General features: G+C 65.6%; 22 protein-coding genes. All 22 read right to left on the bottom strand.

Going from position 1 to position 22027, the window contains the following annotated elements:
• Position 1 precedes the first annotated feature (1 nt).
• On the bottom strand, positions 2–1105 hold the full coding sequence (locus AN401_RS04605; protein ID WP_096778656.1) for a protein-glutamate methylesterase/protein-glutamine glutaminase: 1104 nt from the start codon (positions 1103–1105) through the stop codon (positions 2–4).
• Positions 1106–1139: 34 nt separating this feature from the next.
• Positions 1140–3197 (bottom strand): chemotaxis protein CheA, encoded by a 2058-nt coding sequence (locus tag AN401_RS04600; RefSeq protein WP_096778655.1) that lies wholly within the window; start codon positions 3195–3197, stop codon positions 1140–1142.
• 9 nt (positions 3198–3206) lie between these two features.
• The gene (locus tag AN401_RS04595; protein ID WP_096778654.1) at positions 3207–3956 is read right to left on the bottom strand and encodes a protein phosphatase CheZ; all 750 of its coding nucleotides are present in this window, start codon (positions 3954–3956) and stop codon (positions 3207–3209) included.
• Positions 3957–3968: 12 nt separating this feature from the next.
• On the bottom strand, positions 3969–4340 hold the full coding sequence (cheY, locus tag AN401_RS04590; RefSeq protein ID WP_438273035.1) for a chemotaxis response regulator CheY: 372 nt from the start codon (positions 4338–4340) through the stop codon (positions 3969–3971).
• Between the two features lie 138 nt (positions 4341–4478).
• Positions 4479–5204, bottom strand: coding sequence for an RNA polymerase sigma factor FliA (locus AN401_RS04585; RefSeq protein ID WP_094039867.1), 726 nt, complete (start codon positions 5202–5204; stop codon positions 4479–4481).
• Positions 5188–6075 (bottom strand): MinD/ParA family protein, encoded by an 888-nt coding sequence (locus tag AN401_RS04580; RefSeq protein ID WP_094039868.1) that lies wholly within the window; start codon positions 6073–6075, stop codon positions 5188–5190. The genes AN401_RS04585 and AN401_RS04580 overlap by 17 nt, the downstream gene beginning before the upstream one ends.
• Positions 6068–7435 (bottom strand): flagellar biosynthesis protein FlhF, encoded by a 1368-nt coding sequence (gene flhF, locus AN401_RS04575; RefSeq protein WP_094039869.1) that lies wholly within the window; start codon positions 7433–7435, stop codon positions 6068–6070. Before flhF ends, AN401_RS04580 begins: the two co-directional genes overlap by 8 nt.
• Before the next feature lie 14 nt (positions 7436–7449).
• Positions 7450–9552: a flagellar biosynthesis protein FlhA gene (gene flhA, locus AN401_RS04570; RefSeq protein WP_094039870.1), complete on the bottom strand. Its 2103-nt coding sequence runs from the start codon at positions 9550–9552 to the stop codon at positions 7450–7452.
• A 175-nt stretch (positions 9553–9727) separates the two neighbouring features.
• Positions 9728–10861: a flagellar biosynthesis protein FlhB gene (flhB, locus tag AN401_RS04565; protein WP_096778653.1), complete on the bottom strand. Its 1134-nt coding sequence runs from the start codon at positions 10859–10861 to the stop codon at positions 9728–9730.
• Positions 10862–11650, bottom strand: a complete 789-nt coding sequence (gene fliR, locus AN401_RS04560) for a flagellar biosynthetic protein FliR (RefSeq protein ID WP_094039872.1) — start codon at positions 11648–11650, stop codon at positions 10862–10864.
• A 221-nt stretch (positions 11651–11871) separates the two neighbouring features.
• Complete coding sequence (gene fliQ / locus AN401_RS04555; RefSeq protein ID WP_094039873.1) at positions 11872–12141, bottom strand: flagellar biosynthesis protein FliQ; 270 nt, start codon at positions 12139–12141, stop codon at positions 11872–11874.
• Positions 12141–12884 carry a flagellar type III secretion system pore protein FliP gene (fliP, locus tag AN401_RS04550; protein WP_094039874.1) on the bottom strand — a complete coding sequence of 248 codons (744 nt, stop codon included), beginning with the start codon at positions 12882–12884 and terminating at the stop codon, positions 12141–12143. Before fliP ends, fliQ begins: the two co-directional genes overlap by 1 nt.
• Positions 12877–13227: a flagellar biosynthetic protein FliO gene (gene fliO / locus AN401_RS04545; protein WP_094039875.1), complete on the bottom strand. Its 351-nt coding sequence runs from the start codon at positions 13225–13227 to the stop codon at positions 12877–12879. The genes fliP and fliO overlap by 8 nt, the downstream gene beginning before the upstream one ends.
• Before the next feature lie 3 nt (positions 13228–13230).
• Positions 13231–13641 (bottom strand): flagellar motor switch protein FliN, encoded by a 411-nt coding sequence (fliN, locus tag AN401_RS04540; protein WP_094039876.1) that lies wholly within the window; start codon positions 13639–13641, stop codon positions 13231–13233.
• The gene (gene fliM / locus AN401_RS04535) at positions 13638–14699 is read right to left on the bottom strand and encodes a flagellar motor switch protein FliM (protein WP_094039877.1); all 1062 of its coding nucleotides are present in this window, start codon (positions 14697–14699) and stop codon (positions 13638–13640) included. Before fliM ends, fliN begins: the two co-directional genes overlap by 4 nt.
• A gap of 7 nt (positions 14700–14706) precedes the next feature.
• A complete protein-coding gene (locus AN401_RS04530) occupies positions 14707–15141 on the bottom strand; it encodes a flagellar basal body-associated FliL family protein (RefSeq protein WP_232513384.1) in 435 nt (144 codons plus the stop codon).
• Between the two features lie 89 nt (positions 15142–15230).
• Positions 15231–16610 (bottom strand): flagellar hook-length control protein FliK, encoded by a 1380-nt coding sequence (locus tag AN401_RS04525; RefSeq protein WP_096778651.1) that lies wholly within the window; start codon positions 16608–16610, stop codon positions 15231–15233.
• 105 nt (positions 16611–16715) lie between these two features.
• Entirely contained in the window at positions 16716–17159 is a 444-nt protein-coding gene (fliJ, locus tag AN401_RS04520; RefSeq protein WP_094040916.1) for a flagellar export protein FliJ, read from the bottom strand.
• A complete protein-coding gene (gene fliI, locus AN401_RS04515) occupies positions 17159–18490 on the bottom strand; it encodes a flagellar protein export ATPase FliI (protein WP_096778650.1) in 1332 nt (443 codons plus the stop codon). Before fliI ends, fliJ begins: the two co-directional genes overlap by 1 nt.
• On the bottom strand, positions 18477–19286 hold the full coding sequence (fliH, locus tag AN401_RS04510; protein ID WP_096778649.1) for a flagellar assembly protein FliH: 810 nt from the start codon (positions 19284–19286) through the stop codon (positions 18477–18479). Before fliH ends, fliI begins: the two co-directional genes overlap by 14 nt.
• Positions 19283–20326, bottom strand: a complete 1044-nt coding sequence (gene fliG / locus AN401_RS04505; RefSeq protein ID WP_094040919.1) for a flagellar motor switch protein FliG — start codon at positions 20324–20326, stop codon at positions 19283–19285. Before fliG ends, fliH begins: the two co-directional genes overlap by 4 nt.
• Positions 20316–22004 (bottom strand): flagellar basal-body MS-ring/collar protein FliF, encoded by a 1689-nt coding sequence (fliF, locus tag AN401_RS04500; protein WP_198401877.1) that lies wholly within the window; start codon positions 22002–22004, stop codon positions 20316–20318. Before fliF ends, fliG begins: the two co-directional genes overlap by 11 nt.
• Positions 22005–22027: the final 23 nt, after the last annotated feature.

The following is a 22027-nucleotide window of genomic DNA, read 5'->3' as shown; positions in this document are numbered from 1 at the left end:
GTCAGGCTCCCATCTCGCCGACGATGGCCTCGCCGATAAGGGACAGCGGCAGCGATTCACTGGCAATCCCCGCCTTGGCCACCGCCTGGGGCATGCCGTAAACCACGCAGCTTTCCTCGTCCTGGGCCCAGATAGTGGCGCCCTGCTCCTTCAGCAGGCGGGCCCCCTCGCGCCCGTCCGCACCCATGCCGGTCAGCACCACCGCCAGCACGTTGCCGCCATAGGTCTTGGCGGCGGAGGCGAAGGTAATGTCGACGCAGGGCTTGTAGTTGACCTTGTCGTTGCCCTCCATGATGCGCAGGCGCGCGGCCCCCGGCCGCCCCTCAAACAGCATCTGCTTGCCGCCGGGCGCCAGGTAGGCGTGCCCCGGGCGCAGCTGGTCGCCGTCTTCCGCTTCCTTCACCCGGATCTGGCACAGGCCGTCGAGCCGGGCGGCAAAGGCGGTGGTAAAGGTGCCGGGCATATGCTGGATCAGCACGATGGGATGGGGAAAACTGGCCGGCAGCCGGGTCAGCACCCTCTGCAGCGCCACCGGGCCGCCGGTGGAGGTACCGATGGCCAGCAGTTGGTAGCCCTTGCCGCTGCGCCGGGGCGGCGTACGCCTTTCCGTCACCGCCGGTGTCGGGGTACTCCGTTCGGCCAGCAGGGCGCTCGGCGCCGGTCGCTCCCGCAGCGGCGTGGCCAGCGGTCGTGGGCTGGCGAAAGTGCGCCGCCGGGCGATGGCCTTGACCCGCTGTTGCAGCAGCAGGACCGCCTCTTCCTTGCTGCGGGCAATGTCCTCGAAACGCTTGGGCAGGAAGTCCATGGCGCCGGCATCCAGGGCGTCCAGGGTCGCCCTGGCCCCCTCGTGGGTGAGGGAGGAAAACATCAGCACCGGGGTCGGGCTCTGCTGCATGATGGCCCGCACCGCCGAAATGCCGTCCATCACCGGCATCTCTATGTCCATGGTGATGACATCGGGGCGAAGCGACTTCGCCTTTTCCACCGCTTCCTGGCCATTGGCCGCCGTGTCCACCACGGTGAGCAGGGGATCCTGGTTCAGGATCTCGCTCACCCGCCGGCGGAAGAAGCTCGAATCGTCCACCACTAGTACCCGAATAGCCATTTCTGGGATCCCGCTCCTTTATTGTTATGGGTTGTCAGGCGTAACGCCGGGCATAGGCCTTGATCAGGCCGGCGATATCCAGGATCAGGGCGATGCCGCCGTCGCTGGTGATGGTGGCCCCGGCCATGCCCGGGGTGCCGTGCAGCAGCTGGTCGAGGGGCTTGATCACCACCTCTTCCTGGCCGATCAGGCCGTCCACCACGAAGCCCACCTGCTGGTTGCCGATCATCACCAGGACCACATGGCCCTGCTCCTTGCGCACCCGGCCGCCGCCCCGGATCAGCCAGTCCTGCAGGTAGAACAGGGGGATGGCCCGGTTGCGCACCACTATGGTGAGCTGGCCGTCCACCGTGCTGGTCTTGGTCAGATCCAGGTGGAAAATCTCGTTGACGTTGGTCAGCGGCAAGGCGAAAGTCTGCTTGCCCACCAGCACCATCAGGGTCGGCAGTATCGCCAGGGTCAGGGGCACCTTGATCTGCAGCCGGGTGCCCTTGCCCTTCTCGGAGTCGATCAGGATGGAGCCGTTGACCGAGCTGATGCCGGTCTTGACCACGTCCATGCCCACGCCGCGGCCCGACACGTCGGTGATTTCCTTCTTGGTGGAAAAGCCGGGCGCGAAGATCAGGTTGTAGGCCTCGTTGTCGCTCATGCGGGCGGCGCCGTCGGCGTCGAGGATGCCCCGTTCGATGGCGATGCTCTTGAGCTTTTCCGGATCCATGCCGGCACCGTCATCCTCGATGCCAAGCAGGATATGATCCCCCTCCTGGGAGGCGGTCAGACGGATGGTGCCCACCCGCGGCTTGCCGGCGGCTTCGCGCAGCTCCGGCAGCTCGATGCCGTGATCGCAGGAATTGCGCACCAGGTGCACCAGGGGATCGGCCAGGGCCTCGACCAGGTTCTTGTCGAGATCGGTCTCTTCGCCGACCATCTCCAGGTTGATTTCCTTTTTCAGGCTGCGGGCCAGATCGCGCACCACCCGGGGAAAGCGGCCGAACACCTTCTTGATCGGCTGCATCCGGGTCTTCATCACCGCCCCCTGCAGATCGCCGGTCACCGCGTCCAGGTTGGTCACCGCCTTGGTGATCTCCTCGTTTTCGTGGCCCGACTGCAGGCTGAGCAGGCGGTTGCGCACCAGCACCAGCTCGCCCACCATGTTCATGATGTTGTCGAGGGTCCTGGTGTCCACCCGCACCGTGGTGTCAGGCTGGGCGTTCGCCGGCGCCGGCGCGGCCTTGGCGGCCGGCTTGTCGGCCGGGGCTCGCTCCATCACCTTGTCGGCGACCGGTGCCGGCGTCTTGTCGGCGACCGGCGCGGAAAGGGCCGGCGCGGCCGGGGAGACGGCCGTGGGCCCCTTGCCCGCGCCATGCAACTGATCCAGCAGGGCTTCGAATTCGCTGTCGTCGATCAGCTCGTCGGCGCCGGCCTGGGTGGCCGGCGCGGTGGCGGCCGCCACCGGCGCTTCTGCCTGCTGGGGCACACCGCCGTGCTTGCCGGCCCCGTGCAGCTGATCCAGCAGGGCCTCGAACTCGTCGTCGGTGATGTCGTCGCCCTGGCTGTCGGCGGCCGGATCCGGCGCCAGCTCATCCAGCATCTGCCGGTACTCGGTCTCGCTCAGGTCGGCGATGCTGGTTACGGCGGCGGGCTCGGTCGGCACGGCCGCCGTGACGGCCGCGGGAATCGCCACCACCGGTTCTTCCTCGCCGGCGGGCTGGCAGTAACGCCCCAGCTCTTTGAGCAGGTCGGGATCGGCCGGGGTCGGCTCGCACCGGCTCTGGATCTCGGCAAACATGCCGTTGACGGTGTCCAGGGCGCGCAGTATCACGTCCATCAGCTCGGCGGTGACCCGGCGCTGGCCGGTGCGAAGAATATCGAAGACGTTTTCGGCCTTGTGGCAGGTTTCCACCAGGGCGGTCAGCGACAAAAAGCCGGCGCCGCCCTTGACGGTATGAAAGCCGCGGAAAATCGCGTTAAGCAAATCCTTGTCGTCCGGCTGCCGCTCCAGCGTGACCAGCTGTTCCGACAGCTGCTCCAGGATCTCCGATGCCTCCACCAGAAAATCCTGCAGAATATCCTCGTCTACCTCAAAGCCCATGCTCTCTCCTTAGAATCCCAGACTGGACAGAAGATCGTCGACCTCGTCCTGATCGGAGACCACGTCGTTACGCTGCTCTTTGTTGATGATCGGACCTTCGGCCGCGATGGCCGAGGCCGGGGCGCTCTGCGGCGCGGTCTTTATCTCGCTCATGCCGGGCAGACGGCCGAACACCGACAGTATCTCGACCAGCTTGGCCTCCACCTCGTGCACCAGGTTGATCACCTTGCGGATCATCTGGCCGGTCAGGTCCTGGAAGTCCTGGGCCATCAGGATTTCGGTCAGCAGCTGGCGCAGCTTGTCCGCATCCTGTTCCGAGCTGTGGAGAAAATCGTCGAGCTGGAAACACAGCTCCTTGAAGCGGTTCAGCTCCAGCTGGCGGCTCATCAGCTCGCGCCAGCCAGGCATCACCTGCTGGATGCGGTCGTTGAGCCGGTCGGCGATCGGCAGGCTGGCCTCCACCGCGTCCATGGTGCGGTTGGCGGCCTTGTCGGTCATGTCGATGACGTAGTTCAGGCGCTCCTTGGCATCGGGGATCTCGCTTTCCGTCAGCTCCGGCAGACGGGGATCGTTACGGAACTCCTGCAGGGCGTCGTGCAGCTGCCGGGTCAGATGCCCGACCTGCTCCAGCAACTCCTTGGCCTGGGGCATGCAAACGTCGGCGAGATAGCGGTCGGCTCCGTCCTGATCGCCACGCTCGAGCAAAGCGACCAGCTCCCGGGCCTGCTCCAGGCTTATCATTCCTTTCTGTTCTGCCATAGGGGGTGCCTTTTATCCGATGCGCTCGAAGACCTTCTCGAGTTTTTCCTTGAGGGTGGCGGCGGTAAAGGGCTTTACCACATAGCCGTTCACGCCGGCCTGGGCGGCGGCGATGATCTGCTCGCGCTTGGCTTCGGCGGTCACCATCAGCACCGGCAGGTGCTTGAGCTTGTCGTCGGCGCGGATGGCGCGCAGCAGGTCGATGCCCTGCATGCCGGGCATGTTCCAGTCGGTGACCACGAAGTCGAACTCGCCGTTCTTCAGCATGGGCAGCGCCGTGGTGCCATCGTCGGCTTCGTGGGTGTTGTTGAAGCCGAGATCCCTGAGTAGGTTTTTAATGATCCTGCGCATGGTGGAAAAATCGTCCACGATGAGGATTTTCATGTTCTTGTCCAAGCATTTCCTCCTATCAGCCGAACCAACAGCCGCTGAACATGACAAGTATTCTGTTATATGTCGGCCCCGAGTGCCGAAACTTGAGCAGGATAACCCATTAACCGGACAATAACCTATTGCCCCCACTCAATTTTGCCAATCCCGCAGCCGGGATTTCAGCCGCAGCATCGCCTGGCTGTGGATCTGGCTGACCCGGGATTCGCTCACTTCCAGCACCTGGCCGATCTCCTTGAGGTTGAGTTCCTCGTCGTAGTAGAGGGACAGCACCAGGGCTTCCCGCTCCGGCAGGGTCTTGATGCTGTCGGCCAGTACCCGCAGAAAGCGCTCCCGGGCCATGCCCTCGAAGGGGCCGGCCGGATGCTGGGAGATATCGGCCTGGGCGTCGATACCCGACTCGAACTCTTCGATCTCGAGGATCCGGCCGTTGCTGACGTCCGCCAGCATGGCATGGTACTGCTCCAGGCTGACCCCCAGTTCCGCCGCCACTTCCCGATCCTGGGCATGACGCCCTTCCCGCCGCTGCACCGCGGCCATGGCCTCGGCGATCTGGCGGCCGTTCCTGTGTACCGAGCGGGGCACCCAGTCGCCCCGGCGGATCTCGTCGAGCATGGCCCCCCGGATGCGGATACCGGCGAAGGTTTCGAAACTGGCGCCCTTGGACCCGTCGAAGTTACGCGCCGCCTCCAGCAACCCCACCATGCCCGATTGCACCAGATCGTCCAGCAGCACGCTGTCCGGCAGTCTTGCCAGCAGGTGCTGGGCGATGCGGCGCACCAGGCCGGCATGGCGCTCCACCAGTTGATGGGATCCCTGCTGCCTGGTATAGGCCAGGGCTTTATTTACTCCAGACATCCTGCTCCAGTGTCGGATGGTTCAACAACTTCTCGATAAAAAACTGCAGATGCCCTTCGGCCTGCTGTGGCAAGGGCCAGCTCAGGGCCTTGGCCGCCAGGGATTTAAGCGCCAGCGAAGCGGGCGACTGGGGATACTGGTTGACCACCAGCGCCTGCCGCCGCACCGCCAGGCGCAGGTTGCCGTCGAAGGGCACGGAGGCCACCAGCTCCAGGTTGGCCTCCAGGAAGCGGTCGGTCACCCGGGTCAGCTTGGCGAACAGCTCCTGCCCTTCCCGCTGGCTGCGCACCATGTTGGCCACTATCTTGAAGCGGGACACCCCGTGATCCCGGGACAATATCTTGATCAGGGCATAGGCATCGGTGATCGAGGTGGGCTCGTCGCACACCACCATAAGCACCTCCTGGGCGGCGCGGGCAAAACTCAGCACCATGTCGGAAATACCGGCGGCGGTATCCACCAGCAGCACATCCAGGGGGGTGGACATCTCGCCGAAGGCCCGGATCAGGCTGACATGCTCCAGGGGCGACAGTTCGGCCATCGACTGATTTCCCGAGGTGGCCGGCACTATCTTGATGCCCTGGGGGCCTTCCACCAGGATGTCGTCCAGGCTGCATTCGCCGCGCAGCACATGGGACAGGTTGCGGGTCACCCGGATGCCCAGCAGTACGTCGACATTGGCCAGCCCCAGATCGCCGTCCAGCACCATTACCCGCTTGCCGAGCGCCGTCATGGCCGAAGCCAGGTTGAGGGTAATATTGGTCTTGCCGACCCCGCCCTTGCCCCCGGTGACGGCAATCACCTGTATTCTGTTATTTGTCTTCTGCATAAGCCGCAGTCCGCTCGCCTGGTCTTGAAACCAATTATTCATCAAAGTCTGCCCCCTCCAGATCGGACTCGGAGGTATCCCAAAAATAGGGTTCTTCCCGGTGCTGCTCTATGCTGCCCAGCGCCTGGCGTACCAGCTCGGCCGGATCCGCCAGCCGCAGATCCTCCGGTACCCGCTGCCCGTCCGTTACATAGCTTATCGGCAGGCTGTTCTGAATACTGATATCGATAACGTCACCCAGGGACAGACTTTCGTCGAGCTTGGTCAGGATGCAGCCCGCCAGGGGGATACGCCGGAAGTGCGCCACCGTTTCCTGCAGCACCCGGCGCTGGGCCGTGGCCGGCAGCACCAGGTAATTGCGGATCTTGATCTGCCGGTCGCCCACCAGGGTGTCGAGCTGCTCGTTCAGGCGCAGATCCCGTTGCCCCATGCCGGCGGTATCCACCAGCACCAGGCGGCGATGACGCAGCTGATAGAGGGCCTGGGCCAGCTCCTGGTAGGTGCGCGCCTGCTTGACCACCACGCCCATGATGCGGCCGTAGGTCTGCAGCTGTTCATGGGCGCCGATGCGATAGTGATCCGTGGTGATCAGCGCCACCTGATCCGCCCCGTAACGGGCAGCGAAGCGGGCGGCCAGCTTGGCGATGGTGGTGGTCTTGCCGACCCCGGTGGGTCCCAGCAGGGAAATGGCACCGCCCTGGCGCAGTATGTCGTCTTCACCGCTCGTCAGTTGTTCGGTGAGCGAACGGGCTATCTGCTCCCAGGCTTCGTAGGGGGCCGAACCGGGAATGACCCGCGATGCCAGCTGATCCGCCAGGCCGTCGCTGAAGCCGAGCTCCCGCAACTGGCGGATCACCATGGCCCGGACCGGCTCGCTGCGCTCCACCTCCTGCCACATCAGGCCGGACAACTGGTGCTCCAGCAGGCGGCGGATGCTGGCCACTTCCTGCCGGACCTCGTTCAGGCCCTTGTCCTTGCCGCTTTCCCGCTCCCTCGCCCGTTCCCGCCGGCGCGACGACGAGGGCGCCGGCTCGGCCGCCGACTGCCAAAAGGTCGACGCCTGGCCCAGCACCGGCTCCCGCCGCTCTTCCGGCTCCGCCTTGTTCCGGCCGGCGTCGGCGGCACCGGAACGCATCAACAGGGCTTGCAGGCTTTCCGCCTGGGCCTTGCCGTCCAGGGGCATGGCGAACTGGCGGGCATGCGACGAAATTCTGACGTTGTCCTCGCTGAGGTGGCGCGAGTTGCCGACGGGCGCCAAATCTTCATCATCGACCGCCGCCACTATCTCGATGCCGCCGGAGACCTTCTTGTTGGACATGATCACCGCCTCGGGCCCGAGCACGTCCTTGACCTCGGCCAGGGCGGTACGCATGTCCTTGGCAAAAAACCGTTTAATCTTCATTCAGTTCCCCACTGCTACTGCTGGCCAACGGATGCCACGATGCGGATTTGACGGTCATCAGGCACTTCCTGATAGGACAACACCCGCAGGCTGGGAATGGTGTGTTTGACAAAGCGTGCCAGGGTGGTACGCAACATGCCGGAAGTCAGCAGTATCGCCGGCTGGCCTTCCAGCTCCTGGTTGGCGGCCGCCTGGGCAAGGGACTGCTGCATGCGTTCGGCCAGGCCGGGCTCGATACCGCTGCCCTGGGCGCCGCCTGCCTGCAAGGAGTTCTGCAAAATTTGTTCCAACTCCGGAGCCAGGGTGATTACCGGCAGTTCCCGCTCGGTGCCGGCGATTTCCTGGACCATGAAACGGCGCAGGGCGATACGGCAGGCGGCGGTGAGCACTTCCGGATCCTGGCTCTTGGGCGCGTACTCGGTCAGGGTCTGCAGTATGGTGCGCATGTCGCGGATGGTGACCCCTTCGTGCAGCAGGCTCTGCAGCACCTTGGTCACCAGCGCCAGGCCGATGGTGTTGGGCACCAGCCCCTCCACCAGCTTGGGCTGGCTGCGGCCGACCTGATCGATCAGGTTCTGCACCTCTTCATGACCCAGCAGCACGGAAGCGTGGTTGGTGAGCAACTGGCTGAGGTGGGTGGCCACCACGGTGGCGGCGTCCACCACCGTGTAGCCCAGGCTCTGGGCGTATTCCACCTGGTCCTTGGCGATCCAGGTCGCCTCCAGGCCGAAGGCCGGATCCCGGGTATCGATGCCGGCAACAGTGCCGAACACCTGGCCCGGGTTGATGGCCAGCTCCCGTTCCGGGTAGATGTCGGCCTCCCCCGAGCTGACGCCCATCAGGGTGATGCGGTACTGGTTGGGCCCCAGTTCCAGGTTGTCGCGGATATGCACCGCCGGGATCAGGAAGCCCAGCTCCTGGGACAGCTTTCTGCGCACCCCCTTGATCCGGCTCAGCAGCTCGCCGCCCTGGGCCTGATCCACCAGGCTTATCAGCCGGTAGCCCACCTCCAGGCCGATGGTGTCGACCTGGGCCACGTCGTCCCAGCTCAGATCCTTTTGCTCCAGGCTCCGGCTCGCCACCGGGGACTGCTGGGTCTGCTCTTCCGCCTGCTCCTCGCGCAGGCGGTTGCGCTTGTGCAGCCACCAGGCGCCCAGGGCCGAGAGGCCGCCCAGCAGCAGGAAGGCGAAGTGGGGCATGCCCGGCACCAGGCCCATGGTGATCAGGATACCGGCGGCGATGGACAGGGACTTGGGGTTGTCGAACAGCTGGCCCAGCATGGCCTGGCCCATGTCCTCCCGGGTGTTCTGGCGGGTGACGATGATGGCGGCGGCGATGGACAACAGCAGGGAGGGGATCTGCGCCACCAGGCCGTCGCCGATGGTGAGCAGGGTATAGACCCGGGCCGCCTCGCCGAACGGCAGGCCGTGCTGGGCCATGCCGATGATGAAACCGCCGATGATATTGATGAAGAGGATCATGATGCCGGCGATGGCATCGCCCTTGACGAACTTGGAGGCACCGTCCATGGAGCCGTAGAAGTCGGCCTCACGGGTCACCTCTTCCCGCCGGGTACGGGCCTCGTCCTGGTTGATCAGACCCGCGTTGAGGTCGGCGTCGATGGCCATCTGCTTGCCGGGCATGGCGTCCAGGGTGAAGCGGGCGCTCACTTCCGAGATGCGCCCGGCGCCCTTGGTGACCACCACGAAGTTGATGATCATCAGGATCAGGAAGACGATAAGCCCCACCGCGTAGTTGCCGCCGATCACCACGGAGCCGAAGGCCTCGATCACGTTGCCGGCCGCGTTGCCGCCCTGGTGGCCTTCCAGCAGCACCACCCGGGTCGAGGCCACGTTCAGGGCCAGCCGCAGCAGGGTGGCCACCAGCAGCACCGTCGGAAAAGCGGCGAAATCCAGCGGCCGCTGGGTGTATACCGCCACCAGCAGGATCACCAGCGCCAAAGAAATGTTGAAGGAAAACAGCACATCCAGCAGCAGGGTCGGAATGGGCAGCACCACCATGCCCAGCGCCGCCAGCACCAGCAGGGGCGTCCCCAGGCCCTTGTGAAACCACCGCGACCACTGTCCCGCCTGTAAAAGCCTTGCCCTGAATTCCATGAGTACGTTAATTGCTGCTGAAAACCGATGCGGTTTTAAATGCAAAAAACAAGCCATCAACACCAAAAACTACGCACTGTAGGGTCGAATTCATTCGACCGAACCCCAGCGCCGGTGGCGAAACGGTCCACTGAAGTGGACCCTACGGCGGGCTTCAAGCTTCAAGCTTCCGGCCTCAAGCCCGGTATTCCTCGGGGATCGGCAGATCATCCTTCAGCGGCACCGGCGGGCGGCCCTGGCCCTTGCGCCAGGCGTTGAGCTGGAACACATAGGCCAGCACCTGGGCCACCGCCACGAAGAGCCCTTCGGGTATTTCCCTGTCGAGCTTGGTGGAATGATAGATGGCCCGCGCCAGGGCCGGCGACGAGATCACCGGCACCTCGTACTCCCGGGCGATTTCCCGGATCTTGAGGGCGATCTCGTCCAGTCCCTTGGCCACCACCATCGGCGCCGAACCGGGCCTGTCCTTGTCGTAACGCAGGGCCACCGAATAGTGGCTGGGGTTGACCACCACCACGTCGGCGCTGGGTACCTCCGCCATCATCCGGCGGTTGGCCATCTCCTGCTGCAGGCGGCGGATGCGGCCCTTCACCTCGGGTTTGCCCTCGGTGTTCTTGTATTCGTCCTTGATCTCCTGCAGGGTCATCTTCAGCTGGCGGCTGTGGTTCCAGAGCTGGAAGGGCACGTCGATGGCGACGATGGGCAGCAGCGCCAGGCACAGCACCAGCCCCATCCACAGCAACAGCTCCAGGGCGTCGACCAGGGCCACCGGCAACACCTCGTGGCTGAGCCCCAGTATGTGCTCGAACTGACCCCACAGCAGCCAGGCGGCGAACAGGGCAATAAAGGCCACCTTGGCCACCGACTTCAGCAGCTCGACCGCCGCCTGCACCCCGAACATCCGCTTCAGGCCCTTCATCGGACTCATGCGGCTGAACTTGGGCATCATCGCCTGGGTGCTGAAATTGAAGCCGCCCAGCAGGATATTGCCCAGCAGGGCCGCCACCAGCACGATGGCGAACAGGCCCAGCAGGGGCCAGACCAGGCTGGCGATGGCGTCCGTCAGGGCCGGCATCATGGCCGCGGGATCGAACAGGGTCGCCCGCTCGATGCGAAAGCTCTGCTCGAACACCCGCGACATGGCCCGCCCCAGAGAGCCGCTCAGCAACAGCAGGCCGGCCGCCGCCCCCAGCAGCACCGCCGCCGTGCCCAGCTCCTTGGAGCGGGGGATCTGGCCCTTTTCACGCGCCTGCTTGAGGCGCTGCTCCGTGGGCTTCTCCGTTCGTTCCTGGCCGTCGGACTCCGCCACTCAGCCCTCCTCGCAGCGCAGGTAAAGGGTATCGCACATCACCAGTTGCAGGCGCAGCCACTGGTTTTCGAAATGGTTGAGAAAGCCGCCCAGGGTCAGCCACATGATAAAGAGGCCGCACACCATGCTGACCGCAAAGCCCACGCTGAAGATGTTGAGCTGGGGCGCGGCCCGGGTCATGACCCCGAAGCTGAAATTGATCAGCAGCATGGCGACGATGGCCGCCAGGGCCATGGACACCGCCGCCTGGAACAGCAAGGTCAGCAGGGATGCCAGGCTCTGCCAACTGGCCACCGACAGGCCGCCGGTGGAGACCGGCAGGGTGTCGAAACTGCGGATGATGGCCTCGATCATCACCAGGTGGCCGTCGAGGGCCAGGAACAGCAGGGTACCCAGCATCAGGTAAAACTGGCCGACCACGGGGGCGGACTGGCCGTTCAGGGGATCCACCATGGAGGCGAAGCCCAGGCTGGTCTGCATGGCGATGATCTGGCCGGCGGTCACGAAGGTCTGCACCAGAAACTGGGACAAGAGACCGAGGGTGGCGCCTATCAGCACCTGCTGGGCCGTCACCAGGAAACCGGCGGCGGAAAAGAGGGCGATATCGGGCATGGGCGGCAGCACCGGCGCCACCGCGATGGTAATGGCCAGGGCCAGCAGCAGGCGCACCAGCACGGGCGTCAGCTGGGCACCGAACATGATGATGGTCATCATCAGGCCGCCGATGCGGCACAGGGGCCAGAGGTAGGAAGCCAGCCACAGCAGTATTTGTTCGGTGGTGTAGTTCATCGATTAACTCGGGCTAAAGCCGGAAGCTGGAAGTAGCGGCGACTGAAAGTACACGCCAAAGCGGTAAATACTCTGTTGTCACTCCCGCGAAGGCGGGAGTCCAGTGCAATCTGTCATGGATCTCCGCCTTCGCGGAGATGACCGCCTTCTCTCCTCTCACCCTTCCCCCCACTTCTCACTCCTCACCCTTCACCCTTCAAGCTTCAAGCTTCAAGCCCAGGTTACCCGATCACCTGGGGGATCTGGTGCACCAGCTCGAAGAAGAAGTCCATCAGCATTTCCAGCCCCCAGTGGGCCCCCACCGCCAGCGCCCCCAGGGTCACCAGCAGGCGGGGCAGAAAGCTCAGGGTCTGCTCGTTGATGGAGGTCGCCGCCTGGAACACGGACACCACCAGGCCGATGGCCAGGCTCGGCAAGATCACCGCCGACACCAGCAGGGTGACCAGCCAGAGGGCGCTGCGAAAGATGTCGACAAAGGTTTCCGGGCTCATTATCCCGCCCCCAGGCCGAAGCTGTTGGCCAGGGTGCCCATGATCAGGTTCCAGCCGTCCACCAGCACGAACAGCATCAGCTTGAAGGGCAACGACACCAGCATGGGCGACAGCATCATCATGCCCATGGCCATCAGTATGCTGGCCACCACCAGATCGATCACCAGAAAAGGCAGAAACAGCATAAAGCCTATCTGGAAGGCGGTCTTGAGCTCGCTGGTGACGAAGGCCGGGATCAACACCCGCAGCGGCACTTCCTCTTCGCTGTCGACCTCGACCCCGGCGATGGTCAGGAAGGTATCCAGATCCTTGACCCGGGTCTGGGCCAGCATAAAGTCGCGCACCGGCAGCTCCGCCCGGGCCAGCGCCTCCCGCGAGCCGATGTCCTCCGCCAGGTAGGGCTGCAGGGCCTCGCCGTTCACCCGATCCAGCACCGGCGCCATGATAAAGAAGGACAGGAACAGGCTGATGCCGATCAGCACCTGGTTGGACGGGCTCTGCTGCAACCCCAGGGCCTGCCGCAGTATGGACAGCACCACTATGATGCGGGTGAAGGAGGTCATCATGATGACGATGGCGGGCAGGAAGGACAGGGCCGTCATCAGCGCCAGCACCTGCAGGGTCAGGCTGTATTCCTGGCTGCCGTCCGGATTGGTGGTCACCGTCACCGCCGACATCCCCTCCTGGGCCAGGGCGGGCGCGGCCAGCAGCAGCAGGGGCAACAGCAGCCGCAGGCTATTCATGGCGGGCTCCCGGCGCCGACGGAGGCGGCGTCACCACCAGCGGCTGTTCCAGCCGGCCCAGCTGGGTGATCTGCTGGGCGGTCACGCCCAGCAGGAACTGCTCTTCGCCGGCCTGGACCACCACCACCCGTTCGCGGCTGCCCAGGGCCAGGGTCGCCACCACCCGCAAACGGCGGTTGCCGCCCAGGGTGGCATTCAGGCGGGTCTTGCGCAGCAGCCAGCCCAGCGCCAGGATGGCGGCGATCACCAGCAGGGACGACATGGCCCACCCCTGCCAGTCGATCTCAGGGCCCTGGGCCGCCAGCGGCAAGGGCAACAGTACCAATGGGATCAGCGGTCGCATGGATTATTTGAGCTTCTTGATGCGTTCGGTCTGGCTGATGACGTCGGTCAGGCGGATGCCGAACTTGTCGTTGACCACCACCACCTCGCCATGGGCGATCAGCACGCCGTTGACCATGACGTCCAGCGGCTCGCCGGCCACCCTGTCCAGCTCCACCACCGATCCCTGGTTCAGTTGCAGCAGGTTGCGGATACTGATCTGGCTGCGCCCCACCTCCATCGAAATGGTCACGGGAATATCGAGGATGGTGTCCAGCTTGCGCCGCTCCTCGTTGCTGCCCTGCCTGCCGCCCTCGGGATCCTTGTCAAAATCCTCCAGCTCGGCCTTTTTCACGCCGTCGCCGGCCTGCTCGGCGATGGCCTCGGCCCAGACGTCGTCCAGCTCGTTCTGCTGTTGTTGCTCGTTTTCGCTCATTGCGCATCCTCAATGGTTCTTTCCAGTTCTTCCAGCTCGGCCTCGCCGTCTATCCGCACGCCCCGCCGGGTCACCTCGTGCAGCTCGGTCTTGAAGGACTCGGGGCGCTTGAGTTTTTCGGTGATGCGGATGGCCATGTGCTCCCCCGACTTGCCCAGCCGGGCACGGAAGGTCGGCAGCTCCTCGACGGACACCAGCAGATGCTCCGGCATGTCCACCGGTATGATGTCGCCGGCCTTCAGCTCGACGATGTCGCGCAGCATCAGTTGCTTCTCCAGCAGCTTCACCGACATTTCCACGTTCACGTCCAGGATCTCGTCCCGCAGGGCCTTGCCCCAGCGCAGATCGTTGTCGCCCTTGTCGCTCTGCACACCGGCGTCGAGCAGCTCCCGGATCGGCTCCAGCATGGAATAGGGCATGGTAACGTGAAAGTCGCCGCCGCCGCCGTCGAGTTCGATATGAAAGGAACTCACCACCACCACCTCGGTCGGGCTGACGATATTGGCCATGGTGGGGTTGACCTCGGAGTCCAGGTACTCGAATTCCGCGTCCATCACCGGCGCCCAGGCGTCCTTGTAGTCTTCGAACACCAGCTTGAGCAGCAGCTGGATCACCCGCCGCTCGGTGGGGGTGAACTCGCGGCCCTCGATCTTGGCATAGCGGCCGTCGCCGCCGAAGAAGTTGTCGACCAGGATAAAGACCAGCCTGGCCTCCATGGTGATCAGCGCTATCCCCTTCAGGGGCCGGAAACGAACCATGTTGAGGCTGGTCGGCAGGAACAGGGAGTGCACGTACTCCCCGAACTTCATCATCTGCACGCCGTTGATCGACACCTCCGCCGTTCGGCGCATCATGTTGAACAGGCTGATGCGCATATGGCGGGCGAAGCGCTCGTTCACCATCTCCAGGGTCGGCATCCGCCCGCGGACGATGCGATCCTGGGAGGAAAAATCGAAGGCGGCGATGCCCGTGCGGGTCTCGCCGGCGTTGTCTTCCTCTACGTCGTCCACCCCGTGCAACAGGGCATCGATTTCATCCTGGGATAACAGATCGCTCACATCACACCTACTGCACAACCACGCCGATAAAGAGAACCTGTTCGATCAGCCCCTTTCCGGTCTCTTCGACAAGTATCCGATTGAGCGCATCAAGCGCTTCCGATTTTACGCTGTCCTTGCTTTGCGCGCTCAGGTAGCTGGCGGCGGTCTGGCCGCTCAGCACCGTCAGCAGGGTACTCTCGAGCAAGGGCAGGTGGCGCTTGGCAAGCGTCTCGCTCGCCTCGCCCCGAACCAGCAGCTCGACGCTGACCTGCACCAGGCGATCGCGGCTTCCGCTTCCCGGCACGCTGAAGATAAAGGGACGGGACATCCCCACATAGAGCGCCTGGTTGTCCTGCACCTGCTCGGCCGGCTCGGCGGCGGCCCGGTTCTGGTTCAGGTACCACCAGCCGCCACCGATCCCCAGCAGCACCAACAGCCCCAGCAGCACAAACCAGATCAAGAGCCGCCTGGACCCGGGTTTCCGGGGGATGCTCAAATCATTGCTCATTTATCGCCCTACTCCCATAGCCTTCACCGGCGCGTGCGCCGTCATGCAAAAAAATCGATCCGGCCCGGCGCCAGGGTCGCGAGCCGGGAAGACTCCAGCGTCCCCCAGTCCCCGTCCTCTTCCGCGGCCGGGAGGCCGGTGCCGGCGGGCAGCGGGTTCGCTTCCTGCTGCTGCGCCATTCCCTGCTGCTGCCCCTGTTGCTGGGCAGAGCCACCGACCTGTCCCTGTCCCATGGCCAGGCCCTGCTGGCCCAGCATCTCCCGCAGCCGGGGCAGCGCCTGCTCCAGCAGTTCCCGGGCCTGGGGCTGGGTCGCGGTAAACTGGATATTCACTTCTCCCTGCTCCATCTTGAGCTGGATCCTCAGCCCGCCCAGCTCGGACGGACTGAGGCGGATATCGGCTTCCTGCAGGTTCTGATTGACCATCAGCTGGATCTGCTGGCTCAGTTGCCTGGCGCCCTGCTCCGGCGAGGCCCCCAGATGCAGGGAACGTTCGGCGGCGACCAGGCGCTCCGTCGGCGAGGCCGGCGTGGCGGCGCCCGCATCGGCGGCCGCGGCCGCTGCCGGCACCGGTGACGCCGCATTCGCGGCATCGCCGGCGAGGGAAACGGCGGCCTTCACCAGCGGGGCCGGCTCCTCCCGGCCGGGAGCCACCGGGCTCCTGGCCCTGGGCTCCCGGGAAGCGGCAGCCGCCGGGTCGGGAGGCAACATCTTGCCGCCCTCGCTGCCGCCCTGTACCGACTGCCAGCGCTGGCCCAGCTCTATCTGGGTCAGCCATTCCGGCTTGTCCGCGCCCGGCCGCTCCGGCTGCCGCCGGGGCTCCTGGCCGCGTCGGGCCAAGGCCTCGGCGGGCCCCGCCTCGGCAGACTCGTCCCCCTCCGTCGCCAGGGCATCCTCGTCCGCCCCGGACACTGGGGACGGCTCCGGCTCGCCGGCCACACCGGCATCAGGTCGCCCCGCCTTCCCGGCCTGCTCGCCGACGGCAGGCGCCGGCGCCTGGCCGGCGGTCAGGGGCCGCCCTTCATCGGCCTGGGCGGCCGGCGGCGCGCCGTGGAAAAAACCGAACCCGGATAGCGGCTCCGGCTCGTCGGGCGACGCCACCTCACCGGCCTCGCCCGGCAGGGCTGTCCCTGCCGGCTGCTCGGCCTGGCTCTCGCCGGCCTCGGCCGTGTCGGCGGGATCGCCCTCCAGCCGCGTTTGCGCGGCCGGTTCGTCCCCTGTCTCGCCGGCGGCGCGGGGCCCGGACTCCCGCCCATCGGCCTTGTCGGCCTCAGCGGCTTCCCTGCCGCCGGTTTCCGCCTCGCCGAGCCGGCGCTCGGCGCTCTGCATGGTGTCGGCGAAGTTGCCCCCACCGCCGGCCTGGGCTCCCTGACCGGCGGTAGCCGCCGGTGCCGGGGCGACGGGCTGAATCATCATGTTCATGAACCACCTTCAATATCGGCCTGGGCCGTCGGAACTCGCTGTTCGTCAATGACCGCTGCTGTGCAAACTATCAAGCAGATTATGTTATGCAAATTGTGTGCCTGGCTACGAATGCCGGTGCTTGTGAAACCGGTAGATCGCCATGTTGTCCAGCATCTTCTGTTCGCTGCGCGCCGCCGCCTGCTCCTTGCGCAGCGCCTCCCGCTCCAGCAACCGGGCGATGGCCTGGCGGCGGCTTCTCACCTGCAGCCAGCCGGCCCGGGACTGCTCCACCTGGGCCCGGGCCTGCTGCAGCCCCTCCAGTTGCTGGCGCTGGGCCACCTCCAGCTTGTCGATAAAGCCCTGGAAGTGGCCGTACTGATGGGCGCTCAGCCCCTCTCGGCCCCGGTTCTGGAACTCCTGGCTGTAGTGGCGCTGGTACTGGCTCAGGGTCTGCTGCTGCTGTTGCAGCAACTGCAGTTGCTGCCGGGCCGCGGTCAGTTGGGCCGCCGCCTGGCGCTCCTCGCCGTCCAGCTTGTCCAGCAGCAACAGCAGGGCCTTGCTGCTCATCAGCCGGCCCTCTGCAGCGGCCGGGTCAGCACTTCGAGTTCACCCACGCTGGCTTCCAGGTTGATCACTTCCTTCATGCCCTGGGTCAGGAAACGCTCCAGCCGGGGACGGATATTGATGGCCAGATCCAGGCGCGGATCGGCGCCCTGCTGGTAGGCCCCCAGGTTGATCAGATCGTGGTTCTGCTGGTACAGGGCATAGGCCTGCTTGGCGGCCCGGGCGCAACGCTGGTGCGCCTCCGTGGTCACCGCCGTCATCACCCGGCTGATCGATTTCTCGATGTCGATGGCCGGATAATGACCGCTGTCGGCCAGTTGCCGCGACAGCACTATGTGGCCATCGAGGATGGCCCGGGCGGCGTCGGCGATGGGATCCTGCAGATCGTCCCCCTCGGTCAGCACGGTGAAGAAGGCGGTGATGCTGCCCTGCCCCTCGGCGCCGTTGCCGGCCCGCTCCACCAGCGCCGGTAATTTGGCGAACACCGAGGGCGGATAGCCCTTGCTGGCCGGCGGCTCGCCCACCGCCAGGGCGATCTCCCGCTGGGCCTGGGCATAGCGGGTGAGGGAGTCCATCAGCAGCAGCACATTGAGTCCCTGATCCCGGAAGTATTCCGCCAGGGTCAGGGCGGTTTCGCAGCCCTTGAGCCGCATCAGCGGCGAGGCGTCGGCCGGCGCGGCCACCACCACGGCGCGGGCGCGCCCCTCCTCCCCCAGGATGACGTCGATGAACTCCTTGACCTCCCGGCCCCGCTCGCCGATCAGGCCGACCACCACCACATCGGCCTTGGCGCCCCGGGTCATCATGCCGAGCAGCACGCTCTTGCCCACCCCGGAACCGGCGAACAGGCCCATGCGCTGGCCCTGGCCCACGGTCAGCACCGCGTTGATGGCCCGCACCCCCACGTCCATGGGCTGCTCGATGGGCTTGCGCGCCATGGGATTGAGCCGCTGGGCGCTGAAGTCGGCGGAGGCGGCGGCCTGGATCGGGCCCCGGCCATCCAGGGGCTGGCCGATGCCGTCGATAACCCGGCCGAGGAGGCCCATGCCCACCGGCACCCCGGCCCCTTCCCCCACCGGGGTGACCCGGGCCCCGGGAACCACCCCCTTGAGGGATTCACTCGGCATCAGGAACAGCTTGTCTTCGGCAAAGCCCACCACTTCGGCGTCCATCTCCCCGAACAGGGTCTGGATCCGGCACTGGCTGCCGACCGCCGCGGTGCAGCCCACCGCCTCCAGGGTCAGCCCCACCACCCGGGTCAAGCGGCCGCTGGCCACCATGGCCGGCGCCAGGCCCCGGGTCTGGTAGGCGGCCAGCCGCTCACTCAGGACCATGGAAGCGGCTCCAGTTGGCCTTGATAAAATTCGCCATCAGTTGATCGATGCGCCCGGCCAGGCTGGTATCCAGGGTGGACAGGGCCGTCTTCAGGCGCAGGCTGCCCCGCTCGAAGCCCGGCTCGGGCACCAGCTCCCAGCCCCGGCGGCCGAGGCTCTCCTGATCGTACTGGCGCTGCAGCAGCTCGATATCCTCGGGATGCAGGTAAAGGGTGATCTGGCCATCCTGCCCCGGCAGGGCGGCCACCGCCTCCTGCACCGTGGCCAGCAGCAGGCGGGGCGAGGTCTCGGCCTCGGCTTTGAGCAGGTTGCGGGCCAGCTCCAGGGCCAGGGTCACCAGGCTCTGCTCCACCGCCTTGTCGATGGCGGCCAGCGGCCGGCTCAGTTGTTCGAGCAGTTGCTGCCAGCGCGCGGCCAGCTCGTCGATGCGCTCCTGTCCTTCCGTCAGCCCCTGCTCCAGCCCCTGGGCCAGGCCCGCCTCATGGCCCTGCTGCAGGCCGGTCAGCCGTCCTTCCTCCCGGCCCTGTTCAAAGCCCTGTTGCCGGCCTTCCTCGTAGCCTTCGTCGTAGGCGGCCTGGCGGATGGCGTCCAGCGCCTCCGCCGTCAGCGGCTCAGGCTGCTCTTCCGGCTCCAGCTCGACCGCCGGCGCTACGGCCGGCAGGGGCGGCACATAGCCCAGGGCATTGCCGCCGGGCCGGCGCTTGCGCCCGTCCTCGGCCATGTCCGGCCAGGGCCAGCTTTCCACCTTCTGCCCGGCATCGGGGCGCAGGTACTGCCTGATCTTGTCCTTGCTCATACGTAATCGTCACCCGGCCCCTTGGCCAGGGAGATTTCCCCCTCGTCGGCAAGGCGCCGGGCGATGGCCAGGATTTCCTTCTGCGCCAGCTCCACCTCGCTGACCCGTACCGGGCCCATGGCGTCGATATCTTCCTGCAGCATTTCCGCCGCCCGCTTGGACATATTGCGGAAAAACTTCTCCTTGAGCATGTCGTCGGCCCCCTTGAGGGCACGCTGGATCAGTTCGTTGTTCACCTCGCGCAGCAGCATCTGGATGCCCCTGTCGTCCAGATCGATCAGGTTCTCGAACACGAACATCAGATCCTGGATCTTCATGCTCATCTCCTCGTCCTGCTCGCGGATGGAATCCATCAGCACCCCTTCGATGGCGGTATCGAGGTAGTTCATGATGTTGGCCGCCGCCTTCAGGCCGCCCATCTTGGCGGACTGCACCCCGGTCTGGCCGGCGAACTGCTTCTCCATGATGTCGTTCAGCTCCTGCAGGGCGGCCGGCTGCACCTCTTCCAGCTCCGCCACCCGCATGATGAGATCGAGCCGCACCGGCTCGGGGAACTGCTGCAGAATTTCGGCGGACTGCTCCGGCTCCAGGTAGGCCAGCACTATGGTCTGGATCTGGGGATGTTCGTTCTGGATCAGGCTGGCCACCTGGCGGGCGTCCATCCACTTGAGGGAGTCCAGGCCGCGGGAGCCGGTGCCGGCGGCGATCTGATCCACCAGCCGGGTGGCCTTGTCCTCGCCCAGGGCCGCCACCAGGGCGTTGCGCACGAAGTCGTGCACCCCGACCCCGATATTGGTGAAGCGCTGGATATCCTCGATAAAGAGGCGGTGCACCGCCCCCACCTTGTCGGGACTGAAATCGTTGGCGGTGGACATCATCATGCCCAGCCGCCGCACCTGGGTCGGCTCCAGGTGGCGGAAGATCTGGGCGGCGTCGTCTTCCTTCAGGCTCAGCATCAGCAGGGCGGCCTTTTCCACCCCGCTCATCTTGTGCAGCAGCAATCGCTGTTCGTCGTCGATGGTGATCTCGTTAGCGCTCATCGCTCTTTATCCAGTATTTGATGACCTGGGCCGTCAGGTCGGGCTCGTTGGCCACCAGGGCGCGCACCACCCGCAGCAGATCTTCTTCCTTGTGCAGTTCGGGCAGCAGCAGCTTGCCGTCCTGAATGCCGAACATGTCCTCTTCCGCCTGCTGCGCCAGCAGGCTCAGGTTATCCGAGCCGAGCAGGGCGCTTTGGGAGTCCAGATCCACGTCCTCGGGCAGCTTGTCGTCGGCGTTGAGCAGGCGCATCACCATGGGCCTGACCAGGGTCAGCAGCAGCACCACCAGCACCACCACGGCGCCCAGGATGCGCATCAGGTGCCAGAACCAGGGCTGCTCGTAGAAGGGTTCATCCGCCAGGCTGTCGAAGTCGGGCCGGTTGAAGGGCACCGACACCACCTCGATGGCGTCGCCCCGGCTGACGTCGAAGCCCAGGCCGCCGCGCAGCAGCCGGTCGATGCGCTGCAGCTCGTCCTGGCTGAGCGGAACCTTGTCGACCCCACCCTCGGCATTGGGCACCGTCTTGTAGTCCACCGCCACCGACACCGTCAGCCGGCGGATGTCGCCCACCGCGCTTTCGGTGCGGCTGATGGTGGTGTCCAGCTCGAAGTTGCGGGTGGCCTCGCGCCGGTTGCGCTCGTTGCGCGCCTTTTCCTGGGCCAGGCCCTCGGCCTCTTCGGGAATGTCCGACTCCATCGGCGGCTGGTTGGTCAGGGCGCCGGGAATGCCCACCGGGCCCAGGCCCAGGGTGTTGTCCTCCATCACCATTTCCGAGCGCACCGCCGGCATGTCGGGATTGAACGACTTGACGGTCTGCTCCTGGCGGGTGAAGTCGAGGCGCACGTCCACCTCGGCGGTGTAGTTGCCAAGCCCCAGCACCGGGCTCAGGATGGCGTCGATTTTTTGGCGATACTCCGCTTCCTGCTTCTGCTGCAGTTCAAACTCGCGCCGGGTGCGGGCCGCCATGGGATCCTGGGAGCCGGAATTGAGCAGACGGCCGTTCTGATCGGTGACGGTCACCCGTCCCGGGGTCAGATCCGGCACCGCCGAGGCCACCGTATCCACGATGGCGTCCACTTCTTCCTGGCGCAGGGTGCTGCCCCGCCTCAGGTTCAGCACCACGGTGGCGCTGGGCTGGCGCCGGTCGCGCACGAACACGTTCTCGCGGGGAATGGCCAGCAGCACCTGGGCCTGGGCCACGCTGTTGTATTGCTCGATCACCCGCGCCAGCTGGCGCTCGCGGCTGAGGTTGAGCCGCTCCCGCTCCAGCCGCTGGCTGATGCCGAAACCGGGATCCGACAGCAGTATGGCCTCGCCCTCGGGCAGGCTCTGGCTCAACCCCGAGCGGCGCATGCCCAGCTGGATATCCTGGAACTTGTCCGCCCGCACCAGCACCGTATTGCCTTCGACCTTGTAGGGGATCTTCTGGGTGTCCAGGTAGTCGAGGGTTTCGATCAACTCGGCGTTGTCGTAGATGCCGAGCGGGCGCATTTCCGGCTCCTTGCCCCACAGCAGCACGAACACCGCTATGGCCAGGCAGATGGCCAGCACCAGCACCAGCATGATCTGGCGCAGCAGGTCGCTGTTGCTCAGGATGGCGAGGGGGGTGCTTTTCTGCTCATCGGCTTCCAGCCCAGTGCCGTCGCCGTTCGCCAGCGCGTTCTTGTCGGCTTCCACCAGCGGATTATCGGCCACCTGCT

Origin of the sequence: Zobellella denitrificans (assembly GCF_002407485.1) — a bacterium.
Taxonomy (GTDB): domain Bacteria; phylum Pseudomonadota; class Gammaproteobacteria; order Enterobacterales; family Aeromonadaceae; genus Oceanimonas; species Oceanimonas denitrificans.
This window is presented reverse-complemented; position numbering and strand designations above follow the sequence as displayed.